The organism is Gammaproteobacteria bacterium, assembly GCA_019911805.1.
Classification (GTDB): domain Bacteria; phylum Pseudomonadota; class Gammaproteobacteria; order Thiohalobacterales; family Thiohalobacteraceae; genus JAHJQQ01.
This window is the reverse complement of sequence record JAIOJV010000036.1, coordinates 19,433-37,522: the sequence shown is the minus strand read 5'-3', so window position 1 is coordinate 37,522 and position 18,090 is coordinate 19,433. Positions and strand designations below refer to the sequence as shown.

The window sequence follows — 18,090 nt, the reverse complement described above, 5'->3', positions numbered from 1 at the left end:
TGCGTTCTACAATGCCAAACGTCGGCATCAGTCGCTTGACAGGAAAACGCCGGACAGTGTGTATTACCAAGACGCCGCCAGGATGGCAGCATGACCCGAGGCAGCACTTATCACGCTGTCCAATTTTTGGGGTCCACTTCTAGGAAACCGGCAACCCGAATATTTTCATTAAGCTCGGATACACCGTTATCAACCAAGCACCGGCAAACGGATTCGAGAGCTTGGATGGGAAATCGGTTACGAAGGTCGACATGTGCCGCATGCTGACCTAACATCGCCTTCAAGACATTTTTGTTATGCGCTTTGGGAATTCTAATAAACTATCAACATTTAGTGTCTAAGGCATGAAATACCAAATGATAGCGAATCGTATGAAAGGTGGGCGTTAAGTGAACGGTGACCGAGACACCATCGCGCGGTTACGCGTGCATATTCCATCGTTCGAATGTGTTCCGGGGTGTCGTGATTGTTGTGGCCCGGTGACTACTTCCTCAGAAGAAATGTCGCGCCTCCCGGTGAAGTCTGCTGCCGAGCACGAGGCGGCATTGAATGACCTTAACTGTGTACACCTGGGGTCCAATGGCTGCGAGGTATACGCTGAGCGTCCACTGATTTGTCGATTGTTTGGTACAACACCACGTATGGCCTGCCCAAACGGTCGTCGCCCGGAACGCATGGTTGACCCCGGCATTGAGCGTCAAGTCCATCACTACATCGCTAACACACGGCAAGTGTTGGTGTGAGTGCGTAATGACGTGTTGTGACTTTAATGGCGTGCTACGTTGCCATTACAAGCGACTGTGGTGTCAGGCTGACCAGTAGAGAATGTACTTTTTGTTATCCCAAAGGTTTCCCGTGGCAGGTCAGGGAAACTCCGTCTTGACGTACACATCCGTGATCTCTCTGCCATTCCAGACATAGCAGTAGTGCTTGCCCTGAACCACGGGTTGCATGACGCGGGGTCGGAACACCGCGATGCACTCCCCGTTGGGGTTGCGGACACTGCTGTAATGGATGCCATTCGATCCGGCGGCGCGGAGCGTCTTGGCAAAGGCCTGCGCAGGCCCGTACTGGTCGGGATCCGGCGCATAGATGTCCGGCAGCTCAGCTTGCCGCCCCGCGATGCAGTGCAGCTCGGCATCGATGTCGGATGCGTAGCTGCGCATGTCGATCTCGATCGGCGGCTCCCGGGTGGCGGCGAGGAACCGCGACCGGTGAAACCGCGTCTCGGCCACGGCCGTCTCGAGGGTCTTGGCCGCGTAGTACACTCCGTAGCTGCCGTCCGTGAAGCGACTGCCCTCCCCGTTCAGATGCGTGAAGGCGGCCATGATGGGTGTGGTTCCATCCCCGAATATCCGATCTTCCCTGGGCACTAAGGCAAGCTCGCCCAGTTCCTCCCGCAAGCGGTCGTTGGTCAGCCCCTCGATCGCCGTGATGATGTCCAGATACTCAGCGCTCGCGACCCGATCGAAGAGACCCACCGGTGGAAACCGGCTGGAGACCAGCCGCCAGGAAGGCTTCCAGCCGATGCGCCGCAGGTCCGGGGTCATGACCAGCCGCGTTGGGCATCCAGGTACTGCCGGACGACATACAGGTCCGCTACGTTGCCGGCGAGCATGCGGTCCAGCGCGGGGCGCCCGCCGAACAACGGGGCATCGTTGGGCCGGTGGATCCAGGTGTCTGCGGCTTCCGGTTTCGGCAGCAGGATCTGCAAGTCTTTGTAGATACCAAAGATATAGGAAAGCCGTTCCAGCTTCTCTCGGTTCAGGCGCGCACCCTCCGGCGCTCGCTTCCACTTGAAGAAGGTGCTGCGGGTGCGCTCATCGAAGCCAAGCAGGGTCATGGCCTGCTCGGTATCCAGTTTCCAGGCCTCGGCGATGTTGAAGTAGGTACGCAGGGCAGCTCCGGCCGTCTTGGCCGGATCCTGGGCGAGTTTTTGGGCCGTCGCGGTATTCATCGTGTTGTCCCTCCGAGTAGTCTTGGCTACCTGGTCGGTAGGTACAATATAGCACTTTAATGATGATTGTGTATGAACTGCTGCTGCGCTTGGATGATCAGGGCCAATGGGCCGGCAGGTGGTGTGGTCCAACGTAACGGGCGGGAAACAGTGTTTATTTAAGGGGAGCAGCTCCAAACCGACCTGGGTGTTCGTTGTTGGCAGGGAGGGCCAACTGTTCCACCGGCACCGGCCGCCCGATGAGATAGCCTTGCACATAGTTGCAGCCCAGCTTACGGAGCAGCTGTAATTGCTCGTCGGTCTCTACGCCTTCCGCTACCACATCGATCTCGAGGCTGTGGGCGAGTGCGATAATCGCCTTCACCAGCGTCACCGCGCGTTGATCCTGGGGCAATTTCGAGGTGAAGATGTAATCAATCTTCAGTACATCGATCGGTAACTGGCTCAGATAGCTCAAAGACGAAAACCCCGTCCCGAAATCATCCAGGTAGATACGGACCCCCAGCTCGCGGACCTGGTGCAGCACGTCTGCCGCCCGGTCGAGGTCGTGCATGATCGCCGTCTCCGTAATCTCGATTGCCAGCCCGGGAGTGCCGCCACGCAAGCCGGTCTGCTCCAGTGTCTGGCGCAGCTCATCGATGAAGCCTTCCCGCAGAAGCTGCGGGGTGGCGACGTTGACAGACGCCGAGAAATTCCCCATTCCAGTGGCCCGCCAAGCCGCGATCTGCCGACAGCCCTGCTCCAACACCCAGCGCCCGAGCGCATGGATCAAGCCGTTTGCTTCAGCCACGGGGATAAACTGGTTCGGCCCGACATCCCCGAGCGTTCCGTTATGCCAGCGCAGCAGCGCCTCCGCCCCGACCGGCCGCAGCGTCTCGATAGCCACCACCGGTTGATACACCACAGAGAATTCGTTGCGTTCCAAGGCGCAGCGGAGTTCGTGTTCGAGGCGCAGCTGTGAGTGCGCGAGTGTATTCAGGCTGGTCGAGTAGAACGTACAGGCACCGGGAGCGGTCACGGCCGTATGGAGGGCCAGCGCCGCGTACTGGATCAGGTCTTCTGCATTATCGGCGTCATCAGGATACAGGGCGGCACCCCCACGCAATGGCAATGGCAATTGCGTGGCCTCGTCGTCCATCTCGATGGTGGGACCTGCCAGCAGTCGCTCCGAAAGATGAACCAAATCTGCGCTCTGTGCCATATCGGCCAGGACCAGCGTGAACTCGTCCTGACCGGTTCGCGCCACGGTATCGCCTTCCCTCACCGCCGCCGTCAGGTAATCCGCCAGCTGCTTGCGCAGGCGATCTCCAACATGACGTCCACGAATATCCACCAACCGTGTAAGCTCCGGGCAATCCACGACCACGACGGCTACCGCGCGCTGATCATGGAGTGCGTGGGAAAGGGCCTGCTGTACGCGACCCGTCAACAGGGTTTCATTGGGTAATCCCGTGAGTACGTCGTAGTATGTGAGCGTATGCAGGCTGTTGGATTTGTCGATGATCTCCAATCCGAGGCTGATATCGGCGGCAATCTCCTCCAGCAGGGCCGCCTCCTGTTCGTCGAATACCTGCCCGGCCCCACCATAGAGCTCCAGCCAGCCGGGCACCGGCTGACTTCTTGCACAGTCGGAGACCGGCAAGGCCGCGACAGCCGCTATGCCATGAAGCTTTGCCACTTTGTGCCATGCGCCGGGTAACGCGACCTCTTCCAGCTCGGAGAGCCAGATCGGGTCCACAACCTCCGGGCGGCCTATGACCTCCTTCAGCGGCGCTGCCATGGCCGGCGACCAGCCACCGGGCAAGCCGGCCTGGGCCACGACTTTGAGGGCCTTGTCCGGCCCCTCAGGCAGAAAGATGCGGGCACCCAGGAAGCTGCCCTTCTCGACCGCAAGTTCACAGGCCGTCTGGGCCAACTCCTCGCAGGCCCGGACCCGAACGATCGCGCTGTTGATGCCGCTGAGGAACTGATAGGTCCGGTTCAGTCGTCGGACCTGCCGCTGCTCCCCGTACAACTGCTGCAGGTGGCGGCCGACCAACCACGCCAACAGCAATGCGGTGAAGCCGACATAGATCCATCCTTTATAGGTCTGGAAAAGAAGTCGCTCGCCCGGATTATCGACCAGCAGACCCAGGAGGCGATCCGAGAACAGGATCCACAGGGCCCCCACCGTGGCGTAGATGGCGGTGATACGAAGGGTAATCCAACGAGGCCTCAGCCCCTCGGTTCGTGAGGTTATCTCTCTCGATTGCATACGGTTCCGTCCGAATCTGCGTTACGCGCCGTATCGACCCTGCAGGCAAGTATCCAGTCCGTCGGCAACCTACTAATATTCTGTAGAACGTAGGGTGTTTACGGTGGATCAGCGACAATATTGAAGAAGGTGCGCAGGCTGGCCTGGGCGGTCCAGATTGGATCCTGGACGCGCCTTCTGGGTGATCGCGGTGTTCATGCCACCGCCTACCGGCAACGGTCGGGGTTGGCGTGTCGGCGAGTACAATATAGCACTCGATCCCGGGATGAGAATCAGGTGCTGCGGGGGTGTCGCCCGGTGGTGGGATCGGGACTGTCGTGACCTTGGCGGCTGCCGGGGAGTAGCAAAAAGTTTGTTTCGCTTTGACAGCGCGTTAGCATGCACCCTCACGACGGACTTTCACTTTCGGGTAACAGCCATGGTCACTGCCATCATCCTCATCAACGTCGAACGCCACCTGGTGAACGAAATCGCCGAGCAGCTCGCCGGCATGCGGGAGATTTCCGAGGTGTTTTCGGTCAGTGGTGAGTACGATCTGATCGCAGTCGTGCGGGTGGCGGACACCGATGCGATGGCGGAACTCGTGACCAGTCATCTGCTGAAGATCGATGGCATCGAGAAGACCGCGACGTTGCTGGCCTTCAAGGCCTATTCGCGTCACGACCTGGAGGCGATGTTCTCCTTATAGAGCATGTTGCGCCGGTAGGGGCGTGCCGCGCGTCGTCGCGGCACGCCCTCACCGCCGCGGTTACTCCTGCTCGGGCAGATCCACCGGCTTGCAGTCCAGCGTCTTACGACCGTAGATCATGGCCGACACCAGGCCGCTGCGCTCCTTGATCTCGATCACGACCACGGCGAGGATGTGCAACAGTGCCGCACCGCCCAGCACGATGAAGACGATCTTGTGCAGTGTGATGTAGGGCTTGCGGAACTCGCGCATCGCCTCCCAGGCCGCGGGATCCACCATCTCCTTGTTGCCTGGCAGCAGGGTCGCCGGGTCCACACCGGGCGCGGCGACCCAGCTGGCGATCCAGCTGCCCAGTGGCGGGTAGTAGATGTCGGTGCCGGCCACTACCAGGCCGGTCACGCCCTGCACCGCCAGCAGTACGAACAGCACCAGCACCATCAGCCGGCCGAGCGGGTTGTGGCCCAGGTAGCGGCGCTGTCCGCCGTTGCCGAGGCTGCTCAGGTAGGCACGCAGTTCGCGGAAATAGCCTCTGCCGAAGGGCAGGACCGCACCCCAGCGGGTGTAGCGGCTGCCCATGAAGCCCCACACGAAGCGCCAGCCGAGGTTCAGGACCATCACATAGCCGACCCAGACGTGGAAGGTCTTGAGGAACACCTTGGCATCGGCCGAGATGCCCAGCGCCTTGCCGTTGTAGATGATCAGACCGATGCCCAGGAGCAGCAGCACGGTGGTGAAGTTGACCCAGTGGAAAATACGCACGGAGCGGTCCCATACGGGATAGTAGGTTGTGGTTGCCGGATCGGCCATCGCTGCGGCCCTCTGTTGGTGGATGTGCCGGACAGGCTAGCGATCTTGGCTTAACTCAAACTGAAAAGGTGTGCCTCGGCCCGGACCGGCCGAGGGCGGATATGGCCCGGTGATCGTCCGCCCGCACGGCCGGCTGATGGTGCTGGTGCGTCCCGCCGATCGTCCATGACGACGCCAGCCCCATGCTCACCGAGGTCTGCGACAAGGCCCTCCGTGGTGCGGATTTTCTCTACACCCTGCGCCTCTCCAGCGGCGTTCGGGTGCTCAGCCTGGTGCCGAGCCATCACGACCACGCCAGCGGCGAACGCATCGGCATTCGCCTCGAACTCGATCATTCGGTTATGTTCCGGCGCTAGAACTTCTGCGTATAGCGGACGTAGAAATCCTGGTCGGTACGGTCGCGCTGGGCACCGATGATGCTGTCGAGATCCTTGCGTTCCCGCAGGCGTGCCTCGACGCTGCGGTTGCTGTCGATGCGCCACTGATAGCGCCCTTCGATCAGGCTGTTGTTGTTGCGGAAATCGGGTGACAGTAACCAGCCGGATTCCACATGACCGTAGACCAGGCCGAAGCTGTGGCGGGGGATGATATCGATGAAATTGAAGGTCACCTGCGCGGCCAACCCGCCGGCATCACCGCTGGTACCCGTCTTCACGGCAGCCTCGGTCGGGGTGTTGGGCGCATAGCCCCCTTCACCGGCGAGCATGAACTTGGTGCCGCTGCCCCCCAGCGGCCACTGGGCCGCCAGGCGCCCCACCAAACCCCAGTAATCCTCGATGCGTCCCGTGGCCGTGCCATCACGGCGCAGGGCATCGGGCAGGTAATTGATATCGATAGCGCGTTGCACTACCGGGCCCACGCGCTGGGTGCTCTCCAGGGAAAAGAAGGCCATCACGCGGCTGTCATCTTCACTGAAATTCAAGGGGGAGCGCAGGACATTGGTGGGGCCGGCCGAGAGGTTGCGCTGCAGGATGACATGGCTGTTCCAGCCGTTGTCGCCCTTGCGGGTGACGCGCAGGCCGTCGGTCCAGGTGATGTCGACGTTCGGGCTGTCGTTGCGGTCCAGGGACTTCTTGGCGACGCCAACCAGTTCGAACTTGGTCTGCATGCGCCCGAGGGTGACCTGCCAACGGTCATCGGGGCTGTAGGCGAGATAGAGTTCGTCGAGGGTGGAATCCCCCCGGCGCAGGCCGTCAGTGGCGGGGGCGCTGGTGAAGAACTGAAAGTGATTGTCGTTCTCGTAGGTGGAGTAGCGCCCCGCGAAACGGGTCTTGGCACGCCAGCGGTCACTGAGTTTCGCTTCCAGTCCCAGGCGGATGCGGGCCCGGAGCTCGTCCGTGACGTCGCTGCTGCCGTCGCGGTCGTCGCGTTCCAGGGAGTAGTAGCCAGCGCGCAGGTCGGCGCTCCAGGACAGGGTGTCATTGATGGGGTTGGCAGCCTGGCTGGCGGGGGTCACGGTCAGGCAGCCGCAGGAAAGGAATAAAATTTTTAATTTCATATTGGTACTCCTGGCACCCAGTGAAAAATACGCACGGGGCGGCCCCCTGCGGGAGCGGTCGTGGTTGCCGGATTGGCCATTACTGCGCCCCTCTGTTGATGGATGAACCGGACAGGCTAGCGCTGCCGGCTTAATTCAAACTGAAAATTGCGCCCCGGGCCGGCTGTGGACGGCGCGCCGTCGGGGCGCACCATCCGCACGGCCTTTCGAGTATCCTGAGGCCGAATTCCGAGCAGCGAGCCCTGCCATGCCCGACTTCAGCACGCCCCTGACCGCCGAACCCCTGCCCTCCGTGCGGACGGTCGCGCACCTGGTCTACGCCCTGCATACCGTCGCCATTCTGATCGGTTTCGCCGGGTCCACCACCGTCATCGGCAGTTTCGTGGGCAGCGTGCCTTCGATCGTCGCGGTGGTCATGAGTTACGTAAAGCGCGGCGATGCGCGTGGCTCCTGGGCGGAATCCCACTACCGCTGGCAGATCCGTACCTTCTGGTTCGCCCTGCTGTGGCTGGTGGTCGCCCTGCTGCTGATCCTGAGCATGCTCGGTGCACCGATCGGCTTCGGCGTACTGGTCGCGGCCACGGTCTGGCTGATCTATCGCATCGCCCGCGGCTGGCTGCGGCTGCTCGATGGGCGGCCCATGTACGTCTGAGCGCGGCCAGTCAGTCCTGCGGTGCGGCATCTCAGCCGCCGGCCGTCCCGGCCGGCTGCAGGGAATCATCGCCTCTGCGCGCCAGTACCTGCATGACGTGAGTCAAGGCCACTGCCGTGATCGGCCGGATCGCCCTCGATGTCTCGGGGGCTTCATTCATAACTTAATGTTTTACAATGTAATTGGACGCGACAGGCGAAAATATGGTATGCTGCGGACCTATATTTTTGGCGTCCATACCTCCCCGATGAGTGTCGAGCACCCTGTACCCCCCGACCCGTCGCCCCCGCCGATACCGTGCGCGACCGGCAGGCCCGTGCGGTGGTGCAGCAGCTGCGCATCGTCTATCGCGCCATGCAGGAGCATTCGCGCTGGGTGGAGCGGCAGTGCGGCGTCAGTGCCGCCCAGCTGTGGGCCTTGTGGGAGCTGAGGAACCGGCCGGGGCTGCGCGTGTCGGAACTCTCACAGGCGCTGTCACTGCACCCGTCGACCACCAGCAATCTACTCGACAAGCTGGAGAAGAAGGGCCTGGTCGAGCGCCGTCGCGGCGGTCCCGATCAGCGCGTGGTACAGGTGTCCGTCAGCCCGGCCGGCGAGGCACTGATCAGGCGCGCCCCGCGCCCCGCACAGGGCGCCATCTCCGCTGCCCTGGCGCAACTGTCGGACGGTGACCTCGCCCGCCTGAGCCAGGGGCTGGCGGCACTGATCAGCCCGATGGAAGGCGCGGACCGCGATGCGGCGCTGCGGCCCATGGCGGGTGGACTCTAGGTGCCGTCGTGGGCCGGTCTGGATTCGTTTTCGAGCTGTGACACAGGAGACAATAACGATGAGTAAGGACATGATGTTCTACTGCATTCCCCAGCAGGCCTACATGGCCACCAATAACTGCAACAAGCTGCGCAAGCGGCCGGTGGGCAAGGTGCCGGCGGGCACGCAGCCGAAGCTGCGCGCCTGCGAGACCTGCGGGATGTATCCGCTGGTCGATACCCGCAAGGTGCCCATGGTGAGCCTCAGTGCGTACCTCGGCGGCGAGCGCCCGGGCGAGGTGAATCTGCAGTCCGCGAGCGCCCGCAAGCTGCTGCGCGAGCACCTCGAACTGGAGACCGTTCAGGCCGGTGCCTGATTTCCGGCGACGCCCGGGCAGCGTGATGCCGGCGCCACGCCGCCGGCTACCGGTCACCGTCGCACACCTTCACAGAGGAGCCCTGGGGTGCGGCCTGCCGCTGGCCCGGGGTCGATCTGCATGGCGGAACCGCTGAGTCCTTCCAGACAGCCGCGCCCCCTGGTCTTCGGGGAAGTCCTGTTCGATTGCTTCCCCGACGGTCAGGAGATCATGGGCGGCGCACCCTTCAACGTCGCCTGGCACCTGCAGGGGTTCGGTGCCCGGCCGTTGTTCGTCAGCCGCATCGGCGAGGATGCCCGCGGGGCGCGTGTGCGTGCTGCCATGGGCACGTGGGGCATGGACGACAGCGGTCTGCAGCGCGACAACCACCATCCTACCGGCGTCGTGCGCATCGCGCAGGACGGCGCGTCGCACAGCTTCGATATCCTGCCCGACCAGGCCTACGATCATATCGACCGCGCGGCGGCCGTGGCGGCGGCCCAGTCCCTCGCGCCGGCCCTGCTCTACCATGGCAGTCTCATCACCCGTGCGCCACCGGCACGCGATGCACTTGCGGGTCTGCGCGAGGTCAGTGGCGCGCCGACTTTCGTCGACATCAATCTGCGTGCCCCCTGGTGGGAGCCCGGTCGGACCGAGGTCCTCATGCGCGGCGCGCGCTGGCTCAAGCTCAATGACGAGGAGATCGCGGCGCTGCGGCCGGTGTCCGCCGCCGCCGAACCCCGCGCTGCGGTTGTGGACGCGGCCATCCGGCTGCGCGCCGAACTCGGTGTCGAGCGCATCATCCTGACCTATGGCGCGGCAGGCGCGAGCTACGTGGACGACCAGGTCGTCTCCGGCCAGCCGCCGCCGGTGCCGGTGCTCGTCGATACCATCGGTGCGGGTGATGCCTTCAGCGCCGTAACCATTCTGGGCCTGCTGCACGGCTGGGATGCGCCGACCTCGCTGCAGCGTTCGCTCGACTTCGCGGCGCGCATCTGCGCTCAACGCGGTGCCACGGCAGCGGACGCTGCGCTATATAAAGGGTATCGCGAGGCCTGGGGGCTATGATCCTGAAAAACGCAGTCCGTCACGAAAAGCATACGGAAGACACTGACATGAAACCGTATCGCGAAGCCCCGGCCCAACACCTGGCGCGTGCGGAGGGCGGTGGTGTGCACCCTATGGTCTGGTCGGTATTTTTCCGTGTGTTTCCCTGGCAACTACGGTTAGCGGGATGAATCGGGCCGACGGACGCTACCTGGTGCTCATCAGCATCCATGGCCTGCTGCGCGGCCATGATCTCGAACTGGGCCGCGATGCCGACACCGGCGGCCAGATCAAGTACGTGGTCGAGCTCGCACGCGCACTGGCGCGGCATCCGGACGTCTGGCGCGTGGACGTACTGACGCGCCAGGTGATCGATCCCAAGGTCTCCCCCGACTACGCCGAACCCCTGGAGCCGCTCGCCGACCGCGCCTTCATCGTGCGGCTGCCCTGCGGGCCGCGCCGTTACCTGCGCAAGGAAGTGCTCTGGCCCTATCTCGACAGCTTCACCGATCACGCCCTGCAGCACCTGCGCCGGGTCGGGCAGGTGCCGGATATCATCCACAGCCACTATGCCGACGCCGGCTATGTCGGCAGCCGGCTGGCGGCGCTGCTCGGCGTACCACTGATCCACACCGGCCACTCGCTGGGCCGCGAGAAGCAGCGCCGCCTGCTGGTGCAGGGCCAGCGCAAGGATGCCATCGAGGCGCAGTACAACATGAGCCAGCGCATCGAGGCGGAAGAGCTGACGCTGGACCACGCCCAGCGTGTCATCGCCAGTACCCAGCAGGAGGTCGAACAGCAATACGCCAAGTACGCCAACTACCAGCCCGAGCGCATGGACGTGATCCCGCCGGGCACCGATCTGGAGCGCTTCCATCCGCCCACGCCCGATGACGACGATGGCGCCGTGGAGTCGGTACTGGGTCGTTTTCTGCGTCATCCGGAGCGGCCGCAGATCCTGGCGCTGTCGCGCGCCGATGAGCGCAAGAACATTGCCACCCTGGTCGAGGCCTATGCCACCCAGCCGGGGCTGCGCGACCAGGCCAATCTCGTCATCGTCGCCGGCAACCGCGACGATATCCAGCAGCTGGACCGCGGGGCGCGCACCGTGCTCACCGACCTGCTGCTGGCGATCGACCGGCACGACCTCTATGGCCATGTGGCCTATCCCAAGCACCACGCCGCCGACGACGTGCCGGCCTTTTACCGCTGCGCGGCCCGCAGCCGTGGCGTGTTCGTCAATCCGGCGCTCACCGAACCCTTCGGCCTGACGCTGCTCGAGGCGGGGGCCAGTGGTCTGCCGGTGCTGGCGACCCACGACGGCGGGCCGCGCGACATCCTGCGTAACTGCCGCAACGGCAAGCTCATCGATCCGCTCGATGCGCGTGCCATGGGTCGCGCGCTGGCGGGCATGCTCGCCACCCCGGACGACTGGGACCGCTGGGCGCGCAACGGTATCGCCGGCGTCGATCGTCACTATTCCTGGAAGGCGCATATCCAGAGGTATCTCAAGCTGCTCGATCGCCTCGAAGGCGGGCGCCGCGCGCGGCGGCAGCTTCATTTCGGCCGCAGCCGCATGCCGACCATCGACCGCATGATCGTCTGCGCGCTGGACAACACCCTGCTGGGCGACCCTGCCGGCCTCGACGCCTTTCGCAAACTGCTCGAATCGTACCGCGACCGCGACCGCATCGGTTTCGGTATCGCCACCGGGCGCTCGCTGGCCGACACGCTGCCGCTCATCGAGCAATACCGGCTGCCGCGCCCGGACCTGCTCATCACGGCCGTCGGTGCCGTGATCCACTACGGTCACAAAATGGTCGAGGACCAGGCCTGGACCCGGCATATCGATCACCGCTGGGATCTGAAGGGTCTGCGCGCCGCGCTGCGCGGCCTGCCCGGGCTGAAGTTACAGCCCAAGCGGGAGCAGCACCCGTTCAAGCTGAGCTACTTCATCGATCCCGCCAAGGCGTTGCCGGTGCGCCGGCTGGTGCGTCATCTGCGCGAGCGGGATCTGCACGCCAACGTCGTGTTCTCCCGCGATATGTTCCTGGATCTGCTGCCGGTGCGCGCCTCCAAGGGCCTGGCGCTGCGGCACGTCCTCGGCCGCTGGGGCATCCTGCCCGACGCCGTGCTGGTCGCCGGCGGCTGCGGTAGCGACGAGGAGCTGCTGTCTGGCAATACCCTGGGGGTGGTGGTCGGCAATTACAGCGCCGAGATCGAGCATCTGCGCGGCCAGCCGCGTATCTATTTCGCCACAGCGCACCATGCCAGCGGTGTCATCGAGGGCATGGAGCACTATGATTTTCTGGGCAGAATCCGCTTGTCGGGTGAGGAGGCAGTATGATCGAAGGGCTGCGCGACTATCTGGAGCAGCACCGCGAGCGGGTGTTCATGCTGCTGCGCTATTACAGCAAGCTCGGCCGGCCGTTCCTGTTGCAGTCGGACCTGTGGGACGGGCTGCAGGAATTCTGCGCACAGGCGGGCGAGGACTTCGCCACCGACGGTGCGCTCGCCGACAGTATCGCGCGCACCCAGGAGGCGGTGGTCGAGGCGCCCTGGGTGTGTCTGGCGATCCGCCCGACTGTCGCCCGTTGGGTCTATCTGCGCTTTCACCTCGATGCCATGGACTACACCGAGATCCCGGTTGGCGAATTCCTGGCCTTCAAGGAACGTCAGGTGAACGGTCACGACCATGCCGATGACTGGACGCTGGAGATCGATCTCGGGCCGTTCAATCGGGAATTCCCCAAGCTGCGCGAGTCGCGTTCGATCGGGCGTGGGGTGGAGTTTCTCAATCGCCGGCTGTCGAGCCGGCTGTTCGAGCAGATCAACCACGACGACAATGGTCTGCTGGCATTTCTGCGGGTCCATCAGGTCGGCGGCCGGCACCTGATGTTGAACGACCGCATTGTCGGTGTCGCCGATCTGCGCCAGGCGCTGCGCCGCGCCGACTACTATCTCGCCGATCAGCCGAGCGACGCGGGCTGGGAACAGGTCGGCCATGGGCTCCAGGAGCTGGGGTTCGAGCCGGGCTGGGGGCGCAACGTCAGCCGCATGCGGGAGACCTTGCACCTGCTGTCGGACATCTTGGAGGCGCCGGCACCACAGAACCTGGAGACCTTCCTCGGGCGTGTGCCGATGATCTACAACCTGGCCATCCTATCGCCGCACGGCTTCTTCGGGCAGGCCAATGTGCTCGGCCTGCCCGATACCGGCGGCCAGGTGGTGTACATCCTCGATCAGGTGCGCGCGCTGGAAAAGGAGATGCGCCACCGCCTGAGCGAACAGGGCCTGGATATCGAACCGCAGATCCTGGTGGTCACGCGCCTGATCCCCGAGGCGCGTGGCACGACCTGCGACCAGCGCCTCGAGGCGATCGCCGGCACGCGCAATGCGCGCATCCTGCGGGTGCCGTTCCGCACCGCCAGTGGCGAGATACTCGGGCCCTGGGTCTCGCGTTTCCAGATATGGCCGTACCTGGAACGTTTCGCCGTCGATGCCGGCCGCGAGATCCTCGCCGAACTCGGCACCCGTCCCGACCTCATCGTCGGTAACTATTCGGACGGTAACCTGGTCGCCAGCCTGCTGTCGCACGAGATGCGTGTCACCCAGTGCAACATCGCGCACGCGCTGGAGAAGACCAAGTATCTCCACTCCGACCTGTACTGGCGGCAGAACGAGGCCGATTACCATTTTTCCGCGCAGTTCACCGCCGATCTGATCGCCATGAATGCCGCAGACTTCATCATCACCAGCACCTATCAGGAGATCGCCGGCGACCGCAACAGCGTCGGTCAGTACGAGAGCTACAGCGCCTTCACCCTGCCGGGCCTGTACCGGGTCGTCAAGGGCATCGACATCTTCGATCCGAAGTTCAATATCGTCTCGCCCGGTGCCGATGCCGACACCTTCTTTCCTTATAGTGAAGCAGAGCGCCGCCTGAAGGTGCTGCAGCCCGAGATCGACGCACTGCTGTGGGGCGGGGCCGCCGAAGATACGCGCGGTGAGCTGGCGGAGCGTGACAAACCCCTGCTGTTCAGCATGGCGCGCCTCGACGCCATCAAGAACATCGCCGGCCTGGTGGAATGGTATGGGCAAAGCGAGTCGTTGCGCGCCCACGCCAACCTGCTGGTGGTCGCCGGGCACACCAACCCCGCGCGCTCCACGGATCGGGAGGAACAGGCGCAGATCGCCCGCATGCACGCGCTCATGGATCAGTACGGCCTCGATGGCCAGGTGCGCTGGCTGGGCCGTCACCTGGACAAGTCGCTGACGGGTGAACTCTACCGCTGCATCGCCGATCGCCGCGGTGCCTTCGTACAGCCGGCACTGTTCGAGGCCTTCGGCCTGACGGTCATCGAGGCGATGATCTCCGGTCTGCCCACGTTCGCGACCCGCTATGGCGGGCCACTGGAGATCATCGAGCACGGCGTGTCGGGTTTTCACATCGATCCGAACCACGGTGACGAGGCGGCCGAGCTCATCGTGCAGTTTTTCGAGCGCAGCGCCGCCGAGGAGGCGTATTGGCGACAATTGTCCGACGGGGGTATCAGCCGGGTACGCAGCCGCTACACCTGGGACCTGTATGCGGAGCGCATGATGACGTTGTCGCGCATCTATGGCTTCTGGAAGTACGTCACCAACCTCGAGCGCGACGAGACCCGCCGTTACCTGGAGATGTTTTACGGCCTGCAGTTCCGCCCGCTGGCTGCAGGCATCGCTACGCCCACTTGATGCCCCTTGCAGAGCAGGCCTGGAGTGGGCAAGACTTAAGCCGTCAGGCTGCCGCCTCACAAGGACACCGACAGGCTCCTTGACACCCTGTACGGCCAGCCGATGTATCCGGGAGTGTCCGCATGCAGGCCAGGTACTATGCCTTGCGTCGCTTCTCCCCCTACCAGGGTATGATCCAGGTAGTGGATGCCGGGCGCGCACGAGCCTATTCCACCGACGGGCGTCACTGGACCGTCCGTCTGCAGGGCGCTGATCAGCACGCGGCCAGTGGCGGCGATGATGCCGCCGCCGACCAGTTGATGCGTGCGCTGAACGAACGGCCGCGTCTGCCGTTCCCGCAGCAGGATCCGATCGAGCTGTGGTTGCTCGACAAGGCGACGCTGCTGCCGCTGGCACTGCTCAAGACGCGCCGCCGACTGGAGGAGATCGACGCGGTGAAGACCCCTGCCTGGCAGCCGTTTCTGACGACCACGTCGGGCTTCCAGTGTGCCGCGCTCGAAACGACGTTCACGACCCGTCGCCACGCCCCTGCCGGCAGTGCGCCGCCGCGTGCCCAGGACGTGCTCGAGCGCCAGGTGAATCTGGTCGCGCGGCCGCGGCCGGTGCTGCAGTGGTTTCAGCGCCTGCCCGATGGCAGCGGCATCGGGCACGACGGCCTGCGGGTGGATAGCCTCCTGCGTGCGCGCCACCTGCCGCGCGAGGCCTTTCCCGAGCTGCTGGTCGCCGACCGCTGGCCGGACTCGACGGCGCAGGCGCTGGTCGACAGCTACCACGCCTGGCATGCGCCGGCGCTGCTCGCGCATCAAAACCTGTCGCATGCGACCCGCCGCTGGCTGGAGGCGGCCGCCTGCCGCAATCCGGCCCGGCTGCTGGACAACCATGCGATGTTTCCGGAGGTGCTCGACCGCGACGCGATGCAGGTGGCGCTGGTGTCTGCCAAGCTGCTGCGCGCCGGTTAGCCCTGCCGCCCCGTCCCCATGAATATCGAATTGCTTTTGGCCACGGAAGCACACGGAAGAACACGGAAAATTCTTGGGCAACACCTCCGGGACACACGGAAATGAAATAGTGTCGAGCAGCGCCGGCTCATCACCTGGCGGGTGCGGAGAGTTGTTGTATGAGGTGTATGGCCTGGTCCGTATTTTTCCGTGTGCTTCCGTGGCAAATACGGTTTTTGGGGTACATGCTTTCCATATGCTTCCGTGGCGATTGGGGTTGTTGGAATGAATGCTGCGCTCATGGCGTTTCGCGCCGAACTGGCTGCACAGGGCGGCGACTACCTGTGTGAAGACGCGCTCGGCGGCCGCGAGGCACGGCTGCGGTTCAGCGGGCGTTTCGACGGTGAGGACGTCGTCTGGGATGCCGAACTCGTCGCCCTGGCCGCAACCGAAGACGCACCGCTGCAGTACCTGGACATCGGCGTGCCCGGACCGCGCGGGGTCCCTATCCGTATCGGCCTGGCGGTGGCCGCGATCGATCGGAGCACGCTGCTCAAGACCATTATCATGGTGCGTAACTACAAGCGCCTGCGCCGGGGACGGCACGAATTCGGACCACATGGACCGGTCGCGCGGGCGCGCGACTATCCTTAGGCAATACGCGTCGCAATGTCGACGGCGCAACAGGAGGATCCGCCCATGCCACAATTCACCAGCGTCTCACGTGCGGCCCGTCTGGTCGGCGTGAAGCGAGCCACCTTGCAGCAGCAGATCCGCGACGGCGAACTCACCACCTTCGAAGGCCAGATCGACTTGTCCGAGCTGCTGCGCGTCTACCCGCAGACCAAGGTCGAGGACAGCGCCATGATCGAGCGCGCAGATCATCTGATCGAGCATGCGCGCAGCCGGCGGGGCCTGGACCAGCTACCCGACGCCGAGGTCCTGGCGATGCGCGTGACTGCGCTCAGCCACGAGCTTGGCACGGCGAACTACTGGGTGCATCGCTACGACATCCTCCTGCAGCAGCTGCAGGACTATCTGCGCAAGTTCGCCACCGCGGACGCCGGGCCGACGCGGGATGACATCGAGGAGTTGCGCGACTGGCTGGACAGCAATCTGAGCAATCTGACGCGCGGTATCGACGATGAGGGAGAACTGTATGCCACCGATACGCTGCTGCGGGTCATGGCCGCTCAGGTGCATGTGCAGCCCAGTGGCCATGAGTTCCTGGTGCAGGGCAACGACAACCTGCTTGATGCCGGATTGCATGCCGGTCTGGCACTCGACTACGGTTGCAGCGACGGCAGCTGCGGGCGCTGCCGGGCACGGCTGACCAACGGGACCCTCAAGCTGGTGCGGCGGCAGCGTTATCACTTCAGTGAGGCGGAACGGAAGGCCGGCGATATCATCCTGATGTGCTGCAACACCGCGGTCACCGACGTGCGGCTGGAGGTGACGGAGACGACCGATCCCGCGAGCATCGAGACCCAGCGATTGAGCACCCAGGTCGCGGCGATGGAGCGCGTGGAAAATGATGTAATGCTGCTGTCATTGCGCCTGGTCGAAGGTGCCCGGCTGCGTTTTCTCGCCGGTCAGTCGGCCTGGCTGGTCAACGGTGATCTGCGCGCCTGTTACCCCATTGCCAGCTGTCCCTGCGACGAGCATGTGCTGGAGTTCCATATCCGCATGCGGGGCGACGATGCCTTCACCCGTCAGTTGCTCGAGGGCGTGGAGCTCCATCAGACCATGATGATCGAAGGGCCCAGCGGCGATTTCGTCGTGGACAACGACTCCCTGCGGTCCATCGTCTTCATCGCCTGGGACATCGGCTTTGCACCCATCAAGAGCATGATCGGGCAGGCGCTGGCCCTGGACACCGCAGAGGCGCTGTACTTGTTCCGTGTGCATAGCCGCGGCGAGCAGCCCTATATGCACAACCGCGGCCGCGCCTGGGCCGATGCCCTGGACAACTTCCATTACACCCACTGGCGTGCGGAGACCCCCGCCCCAAGTGATAACAACGAGGCGCGCGTGCTACCGGCCGGATTGCTGACCGCCATCGCCGCGCCGCATTACGACGTCGCGACCCTCGACTTCTACATCGCCGCACCGGCCACGGAACTGGACGCGATCCGCCGCCACCTCATCGCCCGTGGCGTACCGGCGGCGCAGATCCGGGGGTTGGTGAGTGGGGGGTGAGGCATGAGCGTGAGGCGTGAGGCGTAAAAGCAAACCCCTTTTTAGCCACGGAAGCACACGGAACAACACGGAAAAAAATGCTCTTGTAAAAACCCAAATCGTAGGGTGCGTCGGCGCCAGCGACGCACCGTGGTGCGGAGTGGGGTGTGAGGCGTGAAACCCAAACCCCAAACCCCAAACCCGATTTTAGCCATGGAATCCACGGAGCAAC

General features: G+C 63.9%; 17 protein-coding genes. 12 read left to right on the top strand and 5 right to left on the bottom strand.

Going from position 1 to position 18,090, the window contains the following annotated elements:
* Positions 1-389 precede the first annotated feature (389 nt).
* Positions 390-743: a YkgJ family cysteine cluster protein gene (locus K8I04_03515; protein MBZ0070784.1), complete on the top strand. Its 354-nt coding sequence runs from the start codon at positions 390-392 to the stop codon at positions 741-743.
* A 120-nt stretch (positions 744-863) separates the two neighbouring features.
* On the opposite strand, the gene K8I04_03510 is transcribed toward K8I04_03515, so the two are convergent.
* The 3 genes from K8I04_03510 to K8I04_03500 all read right to left on the bottom strand — a co-directional run bounded on the left by K8I04_03510 (position 864) and on the right by K8I04_03500 (position 4,211).
* Positions 864-1,550 (bottom strand): RES family NAD+ phosphorylase, encoded by a 687-nt coding sequence (locus tag K8I04_03510; protein MBZ0070783.1) that lies wholly within the window; start codon positions 1,548-1,550, stop codon positions 864-866.
* A complete protein-coding gene (locus K8I04_03505) occupies positions 1,547-1,957 on the bottom strand; it encodes an MbcA/ParS/Xre antitoxin family protein (protein MBZ0070782.1) in 411 nt (136 codons plus the stop codon). Before K8I04_03505 ends, K8I04_03510 begins: the two co-directional genes overlap by 4 nt.
* A 154-nt stretch (positions 1,958-2,111) precedes the next feature.
* On the bottom strand, positions 2,112-4,211 hold the full coding sequence (locus K8I04_03500) for a GGDEF domain-containing protein (GenBank protein MBZ0070781.1): 2,100 nt from the start codon (positions 4,209-4,211) through the stop codon (positions 2,112-2,114).
* A 418-nt stretch (positions 4,212-4,629) separates the two neighbouring features.
* On the opposite strand from K8I04_03500, the gene K8I04_03495 reads away from it, so the two are divergent.
* Positions 4,630-4,899, top strand: a complete 270-nt coding sequence (locus tag K8I04_03495) for an Lrp/AsnC ligand binding domain-containing protein (protein ID MBZ0070780.1) — start codon at positions 4,630-4,632, stop codon at positions 4,897-4,899.
* 60 nt (positions 4,900-4,959) lie between these two features.
* Here K8I04_03495 and K8I04_03490 read toward each other — a convergent pair whose 3' ends face one another.
* Positions 4,960-5,706 carry a cytochrome b/b6 domain-containing protein gene (locus K8I04_03490; GenBank protein MBZ0070779.1) on the bottom strand — a complete coding sequence of 249 codons (747 nt, stop codon included), beginning with the start codon at positions 5,704-5,706 and terminating at the stop codon, positions 4,960-4,962.
* A 182-nt stretch (positions 5,707-5,888) separates the two neighbouring features.
* Between K8I04_03490 and K8I04_03485 the strand changes: the two genes are divergently transcribed.
* Positions 5,889-6,062: a TOBE domain-containing protein gene (locus tag K8I04_03485; protein MBZ0070778.1), complete on the top strand. Its 174-nt coding sequence runs from the start codon at positions 5,889-5,891 to the stop codon at positions 6,060-6,062.
* Here K8I04_03485 and K8I04_03480 read toward each other — a convergent pair.
* A complete protein-coding gene (locus K8I04_03480; protein MBZ0070777.1) occupies positions 6,059-7,204 on the bottom strand; it encodes a putative porin in 1,146 nt (381 codons plus the stop codon). The two genes, K8I04_03485 and K8I04_03480, sit on opposite strands and share 4 nt — an antisense overlap.
* 247 nt (positions 7,205-7,451) lie before the next feature.
* On the opposite strand from K8I04_03480, the gene K8I04_03475 reads away from it, so the two are divergent.
* The 9 genes from K8I04_03475 to K8I04_03435 all read left to right on the top strand — a co-directional run bounded on the left by K8I04_03475 (position 7,452) and on the right by K8I04_03435 (position 17,879).
* Positions 7,452-7,856: a hypothetical protein gene (locus K8I04_03475; GenBank protein MBZ0070776.1), complete on the top strand. Its 405-nt coding sequence runs from the start codon at positions 7,452-7,454 to the stop codon at positions 7,854-7,856.
* A 354-nt stretch (positions 7,857-8,210) separates the two neighbouring features.
* Positions 8,211-8,624 carry a MarR family transcriptional regulator gene (locus K8I04_03470; protein ID MBZ0070775.1) on the top strand — a complete coding sequence of 138 codons (414 nt, stop codon included), beginning with the start codon at positions 8,211-8,213 and terminating at the stop codon, positions 8,622-8,624.
* Positions 8,625-8,682: 58 nt separating this feature from the next.
* Positions 8,683-8,979 (top strand): hypothetical protein, encoded by a 297-nt coding sequence (locus K8I04_03465; GenBank protein MBZ0070774.1) that lies wholly within the window; start codon positions 8,683-8,685, stop codon positions 8,977-8,979.
* 120 nt (positions 8,980-9,099) lie between these two features.
* A complete protein-coding gene (locus tag K8I04_03460) occupies positions 9,100-10,026 on the top strand; it encodes a carbohydrate kinase (protein ID MBZ0070773.1) in 927 nt (308 codons plus the stop codon).
* Positions 10,027-10,192: 166 nt separating this feature from the next.
* On the top strand, positions 10,193-12,352 hold the full coding sequence (locus tag K8I04_03455; protein ID MBZ0070772.1) for an HAD-IIB family hydrolase: 2,160 nt from the start codon (positions 10,193-10,195) through the stop codon (positions 12,350-12,352).
* Entirely contained in the window at positions 12,349-14,742 is a 2,394-nt protein-coding gene (locus tag K8I04_03450) for a sucrose synthase (protein ID MBZ0070771.1), read from the top strand. Before K8I04_03455 ends, K8I04_03450 begins: the two co-directional genes overlap by 4 nt.
* Positions 14,743-14,864: 122 nt before the next feature.
* On the top strand, positions 14,865-15,701 hold the full coding sequence (locus K8I04_03445; protein ID MBZ0070770.1) for a hypothetical protein: 837 nt from the start codon (positions 14,865-14,867) through the stop codon (positions 15,699-15,701).
* 279 nt (positions 15,702-15,980) lie between these two features.
* Positions 15,981-16,334 carry a hypothetical protein gene (locus K8I04_03440; GenBank protein MBZ0070769.1) on the top strand — a complete coding sequence of 118 codons (354 nt, stop codon included), beginning with the start codon at positions 15,981-15,983 and terminating at the stop codon, positions 16,332-16,334.
* A 45-nt stretch (positions 16,335-16,379) separates the two neighbouring features.
* The gene (locus K8I04_03435) at positions 16,380-17,879 is read left to right on the top strand and encodes a 2Fe-2S iron-sulfur cluster binding domain-containing protein (protein MBZ0070768.1); all 1,500 of its coding nucleotides are present in this window, start codon (positions 16,380-16,382) and stop codon (positions 17,877-17,879) included.
* Positions 17,880-18,090: the final 211 nt, after the last annotated feature.

Coding starts and splice junctions, on each gene's coding strand:
- K8I04_03510 (MBZ0070783.1), bottom strand. CDS start 1,550: ATGACCCCGGACCTGCGGCGCATCGGCTGGAAGCCTTCCTGGCGGCTG.
- K8I04_03490 (MBZ0070779.1), bottom strand. CDS start 5,706: ATGGCCGATCCGGCAACCACAACCTACTATCCCGTATGGGACCGCTCC.
- K8I04_03445 (MBZ0070770.1), top strand. CDS start 14,865: ATGCAGGCCAGGTACTATGCCTTGCGTCGCTTCTCCCCCTACCAGGGT.
- K8I04_03480 (MBZ0070777.1), bottom strand. CDS start 7,204: ATGAAATTAAAAATTTTATTCCTTTCCTGCGGCTGCCTGACCGTGACC.
- K8I04_03485 (MBZ0070778.1), top strand. CDS start 5,889: ATGCTCACCGAGGTCTGCGACAAGGCCCTCCGTGGTGCGGATTTTCTC.
- K8I04_03450 (MBZ0070771.1), top strand. CDS start 12,349: ATGATCGAAGGGCTGCGCGACTATCTGGAGCAGCACCGCGAGCGGGTG.
- K8I04_03440 (MBZ0070769.1), top strand. CDS start 15,981: ATGGCGTTTCGCGCCGAACTGGCTGCACAGGGCGGCGACTACCTGTGT.
- K8I04_03475 (MBZ0070776.1), top strand. CDS start 7,452: ATGCCCGACTTCAGCACGCCCCTGACCGCCGAACCCCTGCCCTCCGTG.
- K8I04_03460 (MBZ0070773.1), top strand. CDS start 9,100: ATGGCGGAACCGCTGAGTCCTTCCAGACAGCCGCGCCCCCTGGTCTTC.
- K8I04_03455 (MBZ0070772.1), top strand. CDS start 10,193: ATGAATCGGGCCGACGGACGCTACCTGGTGCTCATCAGCATCCATGGC.
- K8I04_03465 (MBZ0070774.1), top strand. CDS start 8,683: ATGAGTAAGGACATGATGTTCTACTGCATTCCCCAGCAGGCCTACATG.
- K8I04_03495 (MBZ0070780.1), top strand. CDS start 4,630: ATGGTCACTGCCATCATCCTCATCAACGTCGAACGCCACCTGGTGAAC.
- K8I04_03500 (MBZ0070781.1), bottom strand. CDS start 4,211: ATGCAATCGAGAGAGATAACCTCACGAACCGAGGGGCTGAGGCCTCGT.
- K8I04_03505 (MBZ0070782.1), bottom strand. CDS start 1,957: ATGAATACCGCGACGGCCCAAAAACTCGCCCAGGATCCGGCCAAGACG.
- K8I04_03470 (MBZ0070775.1), top strand. CDS start 8,211: ATGCAGGAGCATTCGCGCTGGGTGGAGCGGCAGTGCGGCGTCAGTGCC.
- K8I04_03435 (MBZ0070768.1), top strand. CDS start 16,380: ATGCCACAATTCACCAGCGTCTCACGTGCGGCCCGTCTGGTCGGCGTG.